The organism is Vibrio sp. 03-59-1 (genome assembly GCF_013114135.1).
Classification (GTDB): Bacteria; Pseudomonadota; Gammaproteobacteria; order Enterobacterales; family Vibrionaceae; genus Vibrio; species Vibrio cortegadensis.
This window is the reverse complement of record NZ_VTYA01000022.1, coordinates 17337-29613: the sequence shown is the minus strand read 5'-3', so window position 1 is coordinate 29613 and position 12277 is coordinate 17337. Positions and strand designations below refer to the sequence as shown.

At 36.8% G+C, this 12277-nt stretch carries 10 protein-coding genes; 7 read left to right on the top strand and 3 right to left on the bottom strand.

Features of this window, described 5'->3' with window-relative positions:
- Window positions 1–39 precede the first annotated feature (39 nt).
- Window positions 40–513, bottom strand: a complete 474-nt coding sequence (locus F0249_RS17690; RefSeq protein WP_171757362.1) for a hypothetical protein — start codon at window positions 511–513, stop codon at window positions 40–42.
- 660 nt (window positions 514–1173) lie between these two features.
- Here F0249_RS17690 and F0249_RS17685 point away from each other — a divergent pair.
- From F0249_RS17685 to F0249_RS17665, 5 genes are all read left to right on the top strand, one after another.
- Entirely contained in the window at window positions 1174–2253 is a 1080-nt protein-coding gene (locus tag F0249_RS17685) for a plasmid recombination protein (protein WP_171757361.1), read from the top strand.
- Window positions 2207–2470 (top strand): hypothetical protein, encoded by a 264-nt coding sequence (locus tag F0249_RS17680; RefSeq protein WP_171757360.1) that lies wholly within the window; start codon window positions 2207–2209, stop codon window positions 2468–2470. Before F0249_RS17685 ends, F0249_RS17680 begins: the two co-directional genes overlap by 47 nt.
- A gap of 157 nt (window positions 2471–2627) precedes the next feature.
- Window positions 2628–3002: a hypothetical protein gene (locus F0249_RS17675; RefSeq protein ID WP_171757359.1), complete on the top strand. Its 375-nt coding sequence runs from the start codon at window positions 2628–2630 to the stop codon at window positions 3000–3002.
- Between the two features lie 468 nt (window positions 3003–3470).
- On the top strand, window positions 3471–4994 hold the full coding sequence (locus tag F0249_RS17670; protein WP_171757358.1) for an ATP-binding protein: 1524 nt from the start codon (window positions 3471–3473) through the stop codon (window positions 4992–4994).
- The gene (locus F0249_RS17665; RefSeq protein ID WP_171757357.1) at window positions 4991–7552 is read left to right on the top strand and encodes an AAA-like domain-containing protein; all 2562 of its coding nucleotides are present in this window, start codon (window positions 4991–4993) and stop codon (window positions 7550–7552) included. Before F0249_RS17670 ends, F0249_RS17665 begins: the two co-directional genes overlap by 4 nt.
- Before the next feature lie 382 nt (window positions 7553–7934).
- Here the strand turns inward: F0249_RS17665 and F0249_RS17660 are convergent, their stop codons facing one another.
- Window positions 7935–9539 carry a tyrosine-type recombinase/integrase gene (locus F0249_RS17660; RefSeq protein ID WP_171757356.1) on the bottom strand — a complete coding sequence of 535 codons (1605 nt, stop codon included), beginning with the start codon at window positions 9537–9539 and terminating at the stop codon, window positions 7935–7937.
- Window positions 9540–9848: 309 nt separating this feature from the next.
- A complete protein-coding gene (locus F0249_RS17655; protein WP_171757355.1) occupies window positions 9849–10982 on the bottom strand; it encodes a flagellar assembly protein FlgT in 1134 nt (377 codons plus the stop codon).
- Between the two features lie 185 nt (window positions 10983–11167).
- Here F0249_RS17655 and F0249_RS17650 point away from each other — a divergent pair, with 185 nt between their 5' ends.
- Both F0249_RS17650 and flgP read left to right on the top strand, forming a co-directional pair.
- Window positions 11168–11803, top strand: coding sequence for a FlgO family outer membrane protein (locus F0249_RS17650; protein WP_029203444.1), 636 nt, complete (start codon window positions 11168–11170; stop codon window positions 11801–11803).
- 9 nt (window positions 11804–11812) lie between these two features.
- Complete coding sequence (flgP, locus tag F0249_RS17645; RefSeq protein WP_171757354.1) at window positions 11813–12244, top strand: flagellar assembly lipoprotein FlgP; 432 nt, start codon at window positions 11813–11815, stop codon at window positions 12242–12244.
- Window positions 12245–12277 lie beyond the last annotated feature (33 nt).

Sequence of the window (12277 nt, the reverse complement as noted above, 5' to 3'; positions counted from 1 at the left end):
TTCCGCATAAAAAAACCTCCATGAGGAGGCTTTCTGGTTTTATTCGTTACCTTGTTTTTTCTTTGGCTTGGGCTTGAAAGTATCAGACTTCAGATAGTATTTGATTTCTAGCTTCTGCTTTTCGGTGTGATTGAAACCATTTCTTATTTCTACTGGTTGCGCATTACTTTTGACTAATCTGTTATCTTCAGACCACCATTGCTTTCGCGTTTTCTTTTGTAGGCATTCATCTTCATAGTAGTAATATTTCTTTTTATACATGTCGCTTATTGGCCTAGCACCTTCAATTGGTATGGCGTCAGATTCGCTGTAGACAGGGACAGTTTGTTCTATAGTGTAATAAACCCCTTTCTTGTGTCTATAACCTCGCTCAAAACGCGTAGGGTATCGTTTTTCCTTTGCTAACCATTGCTTCGCAGTCTTTATGCTTTCATCGTCTTTGAGTCGCGCAGGATCTTCTCTTAGAGCCTCTAGTTTATGAGTTAGTGCATCTGTGTTATTAAAACAAGTCATTAGTTATCCTTTTTATTTTGTTGACTTGCTGTCATTAACTCATGTTTATAAAGATCATTCCATACTAGGAAATAGATATTATTGATATTTTGGTGGGTTTAATATGAATTAACCTTTAATGGTTTAATTTGTTAACTTTATTAAGCAGGTCGCTTTGCAAAGCGACCTGCTTTACCTGCTTGCTTTGCAAGCAGAATTGAACGATGTATTCTTTGGTTTGCTTGTCTGGGGTGAAGTCTTATGATTTCTTTGAAGTAAGAAGGAAATGAGGGTTATTTGATACAATGAAGAAATTTATATTTGTAGGTATAAGTAATAAGTTAGTCTTCTTTCTAACCGTTGTCAAGTCTTTTGTTCGTGTAAGCTGCTGAATTATAAAGTATAATAGATAATATTCATTTGTCAGATATGGCGTTTAGTAACTGAAAATTGTGGCTGTATGTATAAGCATAGTAACCGACTATGCTTATCGTTTTCTGCGTTCCTTGTAAACTGATAAGCGTCGGTGGGGACTTCATCCCCAAACCCCTGATAACTTTTTTCTATTGTATTAACAATACAATAGAAAAAAGTTGCATGTATACTTAAAAGAATATTGTTTGTAAACTATTATCAATAAATACATGGTGTTATAATATTAGAAATAATAAAAATAACATTATGTCATCATATCAATTTGTACACCTTGAAATTTACAATGACAACCCGTTAAAGCCTGAAAAACCTTCTATGTATAGCATCGTCAGCGAAGCGATGCGAGAGGATGGTTTCTGCCCTCATGTTTACCAACCTCAAAAACCAGAAATACTCTATGGCTTAGATCCTCGCCAACTTCCTGACATTGCTATTGAGCGCTCAAAGAAGGCTAAGGATAAGAAGGGCAGAAAAGTACGCAAAGATGCGCCCTTGCTTCTGGCAGGTGTTATCAGCATTCCTGCGGAATCAGATATAGACTTTAAGAAATTTTTGTCTCTGTCACTTACGTTTTTAAAACGCACCTATGGCCAAAATTTGGCGTCTGTCGTTCTGCACCTTGATGAAGCCCACCCACACTTACATTTCTATGCAATACCGAGTCTTAAAGACGGTGGTTTCTCCATGGCTGAAATTCACCCTGGCATTAAAGCCAGAAGTGAATGTGTGGGAAAGGGCTACTCGAAGAAAGCGAATGCATATAAACAAGCAATGAGAGGTTATCAAGACATATTCTACGCTCAAGTTGGCTCAAAATTGGGAATGACAAGGCTTGGGCCTAGGGTTCAGCGTTTGACGCGCAAACAGTGGAAAGCACAACAAGCTCAAGCTCAGGCGCTATCTGCTAAACATTTCGACTTGACTAAACGACAGAGGAAAATTAACGCAGTACAAAAGTCTGTTGAGGCCGCAAAGAACGAGATCCAACAGCGTGAAACAAAACTGACACAGATTGAAAAATCAGCGTTCTTTCAAAATAAAGAAAAAATGAAAAACGACTACCTGAGAAAACGCCTTTCTAATAGCGAGAAAGAGTTAGCACACTTTGGCGAACATGCTGAAGATCTAGAAATCAAAAATTCTGCTTTCATAAAAGAGCTTAAAATCCTAAGAAAAGACAATGAAAGCTATCAACGACAGTTTGATGCTATGGCTTACAAACTTTCTCTCAAAGATGAATTTATTCTTAAACTAAAACAACAACGTAGAGATAATAATTATGAAAAAACAAATTCTACAGATACATCAAATTGTTACAGCTATTAAAGCGCTGTCACCTGCACCTGAACGGGGTTTTATCCGCCTTGTTTGGGCGATCATTGAGCACGCTGTAAGGCAATCTCAAAGAGGAAAGATGGAAGAAGCTAACATCGTCAATGATATCCGCGAGTTCATTGACCACTTGAACGATAAATATCCGCTCGAAGCTGATGAGTTTGAAGGTTATGAAAACTACTTTAAGCCTGAAGATCGCATCCGTTAATCAAAAAATTAGCCATTCTTTGTCTGAGTGGCTAATAATTCATCATATATCCATTACTGCTTTTTGAAACGGATAGGCGACAACAATTATGATAGACGTGTCGAAGCGTATCGGGGGATTGCGCACTTCTTTTTACTAACTATAAGAATTATAAGTAATGATTGATATGAGCTATACGAACCTCGTCGAAATCGAGGAGTTTCTTACACCTTCCAATGCCCACAACTGCATCAAAAATCTCGGTAACGATAACATTCGGTTCTTACTTGATGATCTTCAGCCACGCCTAGATATTGTCTTAAAACGTCTTGACCAGAGAGGGATACAGGTCGCTTTGACGGCTCCTACGAAGGCCAATAAAAAAGCTAAGTATGTAACGTATGAACGCTTTCGACATGGTTGGGAGATTGTAGACCTTTATTATGACAAGCCGAGCAATACGGATATCCAGTTCAGGAACCTTGATAGGTTTGAACGCCAGATCTTTAGCAAGCTTTCAAAGAACGAAGAACAGCAGGAGTTTGATTTTTAGTGTGCTAGCCTAGGTTGTTGGTCATAGATATGGCCTAGGCGATGACAAAATCGCAAGGTGATCACAAGGGGACGCTGATTATCTTAACGCATTTTTGCCCTATTTCTGCTGCTTCGAAGTGGTTTGCTCGATTTAAATCAAATTTTGGTTTGACAAGGGGCATGACTTTCATTCTTTTTGACATACTGTTATCAACTACTTCAAGTAAGACGCCATCATTGAGAGCTGCTTTGTACAGGGCATTGTTGGGCATGAGAATGGCTCAATTGCTTTTGATAGATATAGTAAGGATTTTGACAGACGTGCTACAGCCCTACATAGAGCTATTAGAGTGGAGTCTTGATGAGCTAGCGCAATTCTCCCTAAATAATGAAATTTAAGAATTGTTAAACAGGACTGACACTATTCATTGATTTTAATGATGCGAGCGCTGTATCATAATTAAAAATCAAAGCTTTAAGGCATATTTTGAACGTCCAAGAAAATGGTTGGGTAAGGTACTCAAACAGTAATACTGTCATAATATTTGTCCATGGATTATTTTCTAGTAGTAAAAAATGCTGGTTCAACGATAAGAATCAGCGCTACTGGCCTGACTTAATCGCAAGCGATCCTAGATTTAATGGAATTGATATATTTCTAGCCAACTTTTATACATCAATAGACTCAAATGATTATGGAGTTCAAAATTGCTCAGACGAAGTTTGGGATCACATTAGCCAAACCGACAAACACATGAGAAGTCCAGCTCTAAGTAAAAGTAATATCATTTTCGTTACTCACAGTACTGGTGGAATAATTGCAAGGTATATTTTAGAGTCAAAATCAGACAATTTTGTTGGAAAGAAAATTGGATTGGCATTATATGCATCTCCTTCTTTTGGCTCTCGGATGGCAACTCGCTTAGGTTGGATTGCAAAACGATTCAAAAACCAACTAGCTCAAGAATTAGCTTGGGGAAGTGCATTATTAGATGATCTTGATGGTAGATTTAAAGAGTTATTGCAATCATCTAAGCTTAATATTGTCGGTTTAGAGTGCTACGAAAATAAGTCTCCTTTTCATTTGACCTTGTTAAATCATTCAAAACACCGAGTTGTATCCAAGGAGTCAGCCGCACGCTACTTTGGTAAAGCTAAACTTATAGCAGGAACAGATCATTCATCTATCGTAAAGCCAGAAAATGAAGATAGTCAATCACACAAAGCACTCTGGGGCTTTATTGAAAGAAATGACTTCTGTAAAATAAAACTAACAAGTTCATCAGCAAAAACAGATGACTCCAAGGAAGATGTCCTTTTCGATCTATATAGCCCTAATCAAGAAAACTTCTACCTACATAGAGATGTAGATCAAATAGTCTTAAATAAATTTAGATTATCAGGGCTATGGGTTTGTGGCCCATCTGGTGTTGGAAAAACTGCTATTATTCAAAGGTTGTTATTCAAAAACGGAGTTGACTTTCAATATGTTTCTTTAGGTACTTCTATAAATGAAAATATTCAACAAATGTTTACAAGTATTGCTTACGATCTAGATGAAAATGTCATAATAAATGACTCCGAACGAATATCTGTAATTTTAAATAATATCGAGTTGATAATACGAGATAAATGTAAATCTGATGGTTTTGTTTTATTCATTGAAGAAATACCAATCAGTGATCATTGTGCGTTTAAAGAATTTTCACAATGTATCTACTCTATATTGGTAAAATTAAAAGAAATTAAAAATTTCAAACTGGTATTATCTTCTATATTTGAGCCTGATTCTCTAGTTGGAACGGAGTTTGAAAAGATATCGGACAACTTTAGTATATTCTCTCTTGGTTACTGGGATAAAGAAGAGCTAATTGAATTGGACAAAATAATAAACAGACACTTGCATATTGATAACCTACCTAATGTTGATATTGAACTTATAGAAGGTTCACCTAGGAAGTTAAAAAGCCACTATCGAGAGTCATTAGACATTTTAAAGGCTAGAGCATGACTAAAACATTAATATCAGAAACAATAATCCCTAGAGAATTATATATAGAACGAGATGCAGATAGACAGATTGAACAAATAGTCAATGATATGGGGAGACCTGGATACATACTAGTATCTAGACAAATGGGTAAAACAAATTTATTAATCCATACAAAAAGAAAACTTGAAACTGAGAATGATATTTTTGCTTATATAGATCTATCTAATCGTTTTAATACAGCAAGGGAGTGTTTTAGAAGTATAATAGACACAATCATTGAATCTAATTATGAGAAATTGGAAGATATAGAAGAAGAAATAGAAAACAGAAGAAACAACAGAAAAATACCATCACATAAAGAACATGGATTTGAAATAAGAAAGATATTAAAAAAACTTTCTGGAAAAATAATTATCAACCTCGATGAGATTGATTCCCTCACTTCAGCAGATTACTCTGATAAAATATTCGCACATATTAGAAGTGTATATTTCGAACGAGTAAACTTCCCAGAGTTAAAGCGTTTAACATATATAATATCTGGTGTTGCCGAACCAAGTGAGATAATCAAAGATAAATCTATATCACCATTTAATATCGGTCAGAAAATATTCTTAAACGATTTTAGCCTTAATGAGTTTCGTTTGTTTGTCGAGAAGTCAAAATTAGAACTGAACAATATTATCATCGAGCGTATTTATTATTGGATTCAGGGGAATCCTAGAATGTCATGGGAAGTTTTATCTACTATAGAAGACAAGGTAGAAGCTGGTATAAATATTGATGTTGATTCAATTAACTCTGTAATAAAAGACCTATATCTTTCAAATTTTGATCGACCACCAATAGATCATATAAGAGTTCTTGTATCTGCTGATAAAGATTTACAAAGTGGTCTATTTTCAATGCACTATAATAAACCAGTATCCGATCACACAAGGTCTAAGTTATATTTAGCGGGCATTGCTGCTCCATCTGAAGCTAACGAACCTGTAGCATTTAAAAATAGAGTAGTTGAAGCAAGTCTATCTGAAGCCTGGTTAAGTAGTCTAAGTATAAATAGTTCTGCATCTATTGAGTCAACAGTAGACCTATTCAATAATAAAGAGTATATAGCCGCTGAAAAGCAGTTTCTGACATTAATTGAGTCAGAAATCAGCGATGAAAAGTTGGACTTTATTCGTTACAAGCTAGCTGCTTGTACGCTATTTAATGCTAAATATACTGATACTATTAAGTATTGCAAGTTATTAAAAGATGTAGAAAAAACAGATCAAAGAGAAGTTTCTTGGATGCTTGGGTTTAGTTTTTTTAAAACAAACGCTATAGAGCCAGCTATCGAAGAACTATCAACTTTAGTGAAAGGCGATGAGCTAGATTTATTGAAATATCGAGCAACAGTAGATTATTGTCTAGTTCTGTTAAAATCTAATAATAATCATACCGATGAAATAATACGACTTTGTAAATCAATAATTCAGGAATTATCTATATCAGTTGAAAACGAACCTTCAATAGATATAAAGAATTCAATTATGGAAGTATTATATATTGCAAGTATGATTCTTAAAGAACTAGATAATATAAGTTCTGAACATCATATAGATAGTGCATGTCAGTATGCTGTTGGACTGGATGTTATAGTTCCTTCTATTATGCGATATGAAAAAGATGAAGACTGTGATTTATTTTGGGACTCTATATTCAGAAAGATTAATGAGAGTGAAAAAATTCACACTTCCAATAAAAATTCCAACCCATACCTGTTGAAAGACACTCATATTAAGTTTTTTATAAACCTATCTCAAAGTCTTGATGATGACAGATTTTTAGAATATCTAAAATGTATACAAAAAATAATTGAACAATCAGAATCGATAAATATTGACTTTTTCCACAACTTAATCATGTGTCTTGTACTTGATTTACAAAGTGAGTCTAAAAAGGAAAGGTGGATATCTACGTTAAATTTTATTAAATCATTAGATAGAGAAATTATAGACCCTGAATTTGAATTTTTGTGTAATAAGTTTTCTACATATTTGGAACCACAGAATGAAGAAGCAAGATCTTTATACTTTCAAGGTATTCAAAATTATAGCTCGACACCCGAAATAATCGATGCTGAAATTTTTGAACGTGAAATAACAAGACTATATGATGAAGATAAAGATGAACAAGCAATCTCACTATCAGACTTGGTTCATAGCCTAGATGTTCTCTCATCAACCTCAACTAAGATCATTCTTATAAGAATAATGTATATTAGAATGATTCGTTCAAAAATTACTGATAAAAAGGTATCACTAGCTAAAGAACTCGATAACCTACTAGATAAAATAACCGTTGAGAACGTTGCTCATACTAGGCTTAGTATGAAAGAAATAGAAAATATACGAAAAAACGTTAAAGGTGTCATAATTAAAAACACACCTATTAAACAGGTGATTCATGAACGAAAATATAAAAGAAATGAGTTAATTTCTGTTCTATATATTGAAAATGATACTACCGAAATTGGTAAGTACAAAAAATTCATAAGCGACTTACAAAATGGCAAATGCCGTATCATTTAGTGATATTTTAAGTCGTTAGATGGGTTCTGTCGCAAATATAGTGAAAGACGCGGCAGACCTATCCTCCAGATACAATTATTCTGCAAGTGCGTAGAATCGTTCAAAGGCAGTGTCACCTTCAATGTCTATTTGATCTCGTTTCAATATCGTCTACAACTCTCGACCATGTAAACTCGTTGATGCGCTATCAACAGGTTTCCACCCGATTGTTTGTTTAATTTTTTTGCTTCACCCAGTGGTGATCTGCACCATACAGGATACTGAACTAAACGACTTTCCATACTTATAGTTATTCGTGAATTGCTAATATTCAATTTCCCGAAATACGTATCTGTTCAAAAATGAGTTTGGTCTTTTTCACTTACCTTGTGATCACTTATCATTATGATAACTCAGTGAGATCCAACCACTCTTCAACATCATCGTTTGGTTTTTTGTCATTCAGCTCACGGAGCTTAATGACAAAGCTATTCCACTGCTCAAACCGTATTTTATTGTTGTCATAGATGACCTTTCCGCTAGCAAAAGCACCAAACTTTTGTCTTACTGGTAGCGGCATATCATCGACAAAAAAGGTGACTAGCTCATTTGGTTGAGGTGGGTTGTCTTGTTTCGCTTGCTCCTCAAAAATAACAGAATCATTTTGAACACTCGATGTCACTTGGCGAACCTTCTTTTTGTCAGTCTTGACGTAAAAGTTATTTGTCGTTTCGATGCTATCACCAATCTGCTCTGCTGCAATTTGTAGTGTTGATGCTTTAGCAAGTCGTGAAGCGTAGGTGTGTCGAAATGTATAAGCGCGGGAGTTTCTATGAAGTTGAAAGTGATGCTTTATTGCTTTCCAAGGTTCTCTCGTGCATGTATCCGCGATATGTCCCGTACTTGATCCTTTGTGAGATGGAAACATATGACGATGCTTGTTTTCGAAATACTCATCAGATGCTAGATATTTCTCTACGTTTTGCCAGTAGATGTTTGAGTCGACGGTGATCGTTCGACTTTTGCCCGTTTTTAAGCTGATACTCGCAGGAATTAAGATCTCCCTGTTCTTTCTATCGAAGTTTTCGCTAAAATTTCGATAGGCTTCTGAATTGCGAACTCCGCCAACAATCATCGTTGCAAGGACAAGCTTAGAAGCCATTGAGCATTTTACAATGTCACTAAATAAGTAAGTTAAGCTCTCTTCAATAGATAGGTTTTCGAAAATCAGTATATCTTTTTGTTTATTTTGATTGTTTCTAAATCGTGAAATTTGCCCGTCTAACGGATTTGTTGCGACATAACCAGCTCGCACCCATAAGTTAAACATTGCATTGATTTGAGTAAACGACTTCCGATTTGTATCAATGCTTCTCGTCTTTTCTTCACTCTTCACTGAGTCGATTGTCGGTTGTGACCAGTGTTTTTCAAGAATGTTGAGCCAGCCTAGGTTTAGCTCTCTAATTTTAAAGAGTGATAGCGGGGTAATGTCCCGTTTGATCGCTTTTAATGTTTTATTTGAAATAGCTTTTTTTTCATTTCTTTTATTTGGGTATTCAAGCCGATCTTTTGCGTACTGATCATGTAAATATTCTTCAATTGTCCACTCTCGATAATGCGCTTTTTCAGGTTCAACAAAAGCAAGCTCCTTGGCTTGCTGTTTGAATATGGTACGAGCCATTGCCGTTGTCAGGTGGCCTGTTGGCGGTTTTATGTGAGTGTTGTTATTAGGCTCTATCCAACGCCCGAGTTTGCGCATAGCGCGTTGGTCTTGCTTTATGTAGAAAGTTTTTGATTTTTTGCCAAGCCGCAACACTAAGCTGAACTTACGAACGTGGTTTGTTAAGTCATACAGATCGATAGATTTGTCTTTTATGAAAGGCAGCTTCTGAATCAAATTATCTTGAAAGTGAAACGAGGTCTTTTTTGTTTCGTGTCGTTGGCTCGGGCTTTTTACGTAACGTTCAAGCTGAAATTCTTCTTTCAGAATGCCTTGTGATCTTGCCATCAGTTGCTTCTCTTTCTTGACCTAAAAATCATCGAATTAGAAATATAGCATTTTTTATAGCATTTTTAATAGGTGAATTAGTATTAATTGCAGTAAATGATAATTATTGTTAACTGATTGAATTTTCTATTTAAGGTGTTGTTTTTAAACTAGAAGTGGTTGAATTTTATTAATGGTTATAAATAATTGAGAGCTTTGAAAAGGCTATGGCAGCCCCTTAGGAGGGGGCCGCGCTATCCAGCTGTGCCACGGGAGCATGGTGCTTATCATACTCAATAAAATGAATAAGTTAAGCACTCGTTCTGATTTTTATAGCTGTTTGTTCATAACATCACCAATTTGGATACTTCCAGCAAGGTTGGGCTGATCGACGGCGAGCTCCGCTTCATTTTCATACACACGAGATACCGTTAGTGTAATGTCACTCTTCGATACTTTATTTCGAGGCAGGCCATGTTGATCGATAAAAGAGCCAGTGTGCCAAAGGGTGAGTTTGTCGCCTACTTGAACCCCATGTAAACGACCTAAGTCCATCGTGATGGTGTTGCCAAACACAGCCACAACTTCTGGTAAGGTGATTTTACATGACACTTCAGATTCCAAATCTAGCATGATATTTCGGCTGACTCTAAGGAGCATTTCGCCGTAGGTGGATGCCCAGAAACGAGCGCTACGAGTATCGACTTGGCTGGTTTTAGCAAAAGGCCATTTCGCTACTTCACGGTAGTTTCGGTTGTAGACTTCATTACCTGTTTTACCGTCATAAATGTGCATTTCGAGAGCAAATTGGCGGTTGATAATATCATCACGCAATAGTTTAGATTCAATTGTTGCCGTTAAATCAGTAATGACACCACCAATAATATATTGGGCACCTGTATCTTGGGCGATCATTTTTAGCATTTCAGGTCGCTTAGCATCTATTTCATAATCGGTGGTTCCGACAGATATAAAGCTTCGAGATTCCTGATCAAGCTGCCTGTTAACTACGTGGCTAAAATCGTCGCCAACTCGGTAAATTTGTCCCATAACCGCTTGTTGAGGTGACGCTACGTCAATATTTCCGACTAAGAATGTCTTCTTATATTGATTGGACTGGCAACCATTTGCCGAAGGGTAGATATCAATTCTTGCTTTTACCACCATTTGATTGCCACGAGAACGTTGAGATTCAATCAGAATGTAGCGAACTTCGTGGTTGGTGAACTGATACTCCTTTCTACTTTCTTCCAGGAATGGTCTTAGAGCACTGATACTGCCGATATTTGCCCCAGAAAAGTTGACGGCTTGATAAACAGCATCTTCCAAAGCATGGACTCTTGCCACCTCATCAGACGAAACAATAGTGGCAACACCTGTAACTTCATACCAAGAGGCATTGACACTAAAAGAGGCTAGTAGTGCTAATGTTGTTGATATTATAAGAGAAAATAGTTTTTTCATTCGATTATTACCAGTTGGGTATAAATATTGCTTTAGGTTTCTGTAGCTGATTTCGGTGCTGCTTTTCTTAATTCGACAATTTATGAAAAGCAAAGAACGTTCCAATATTGTAATTCATTAAGAGAGAGTAATGTATACAAAGAGATATTGGGCAAAGCACTAGCATTTATCTGGAGAGTAAGAGAATGAAAAAGTGGCTTATAATGGCAACTGTGATGTTATTGACGTCATGTGCCTATTCACCGATATATAATGGTAAAGAACCGTATTCGGGTAGTCAGTTCATGCTGATGGATACCCCCCGACATACTATGGATTTCTTCGTCGAGAGTATGACTGAAGAGCTAATGATATCAAACACAAGCGTGTCTGCGCGTACACCTATAGCAGTGACCTCTTTTGTTGATCTGCAAAGTATGGATGCGACAAACTGGCTTGGCAACTCAGTGTCTGAAGGCTTTATCCATCAATTGCAACGCCGCGGTTTTAAGGTCGTTGACTTTAAAGCGACAGGGTCGATTCAAGTGACCCAACAGGGTGACTTTGCTTTGAGCCGAGATTGGAAAGATCTCGCGCAAGAGCAAGATATCCAATACATTTTGACCGGAACAATGTTACGCCAAGAGGGTGGTGTTTTGGTCAATGCCCGAGTCGTGGGTATGCAAACTAGAATTGTTGTGGCTACGGCACAAGGTTTCCTTCCTGCGGACAGAATTGGCCGTGATTTAGATACACTGAATAGTATTAGAACTCAGGATGGCGTTATTATCCGCTCTGATCCAAGAATGAAGCAGCCTTATACTGTTATTCTTCGTCCATAGGTATTGGTTATGAAAAAAGTTATATCTCTAATATTTGTTTTGATCCTCGTGGGTTGTCAGCCATTGCAAACAATGCGTGAAGATGAAGTTCTTGTCGCGGTCGGTTATGCCAGCATTAGCGAGCAAAGCGGTAGAACGGAAGAAGAGAGACGAGTAAGAGCAATGAGAGCGTCAAAACTGGATGCTTACCGTGAGCTTGCTGAACAAGTCTACGGCATGCGAGTCAGTGGGCGTGCAGAGCTACAAGACCAACGCTTAGGTACAGAAGCAACATCAGGTGCCGTTGATGGTGTCATTCGAGGTGCTGAAGTGTTGAGAAGTTATCCGGTAGGCGATAGTTATGTGACTGAGCTGAAACTTGATATTCGTAAAATGGATAAGCTACGTGATTATGGTGAAGTACAACAAGTACCAGATAACCGTAGACAAACTCTGTTTTAGAAATATAAATAGATAGATGAACCAAAGTATGGT

Bases quoted from the DNA above. Each gene is read 5' to 3' on its own strand.
- F0249_RS17665 (WP_171757357.1), top strand. From the start codon at position 4,991: ATGACTAAAACATTAATATCAGAAACAATAATCCCTAGAGAATTATAT.
- F0249_RS17690 (WP_171757362.1), bottom strand. From the start codon at position 513: ATGACTTGTTTTAATAACACAGATGCACTAACTCATAAACTAGAGGCT.
- F0249_RS17660 (WP_171757356.1), bottom strand. From the start codon at position 9,539: ATGGCAAGATCACAAGGCATTCTGAAAGAAGAATTTCAGCTTGAACGT.
- F0249_RS17675 (WP_171757359.1), top strand. From the start codon at position 2,628: ATGATTGATATGAGCTATACGAACCTCGTCGAAATCGAGGAGTTTCTT.
- F0249_RS17680 (WP_171757360.1), top strand. From the start codon at position 2,207: ATGAAAAAACAAATTCTACAGATACATCAAATTGTTACAGCTATTAAA.
- F0249_RS17650 (WP_029203444.1), top strand. From the start codon at position 11,168: ATGAAAAAGTGGCTTATAATGGCAACTGTGATGTTATTGACGTCATGT.
- flgP (WP_171757354.1), top strand. From the start codon at position 11,813: ATGAAAAAAGTTATATCTCTAATATTTGTTTTGATCCTCGTGGGTTGT.
- F0249_RS17685 (WP_171757361.1), top strand. From the start codon at position 1,174: ATGTCATCATATCAATTTGTACACCTTGAAATTTACAATGACAACCCG.
- F0249_RS17655 (WP_171757355.1), bottom strand. From the start codon at position 10,982: ATGAAAAAACTATTTTCTCTTATAATATCAACAACATTAGCACTACTA.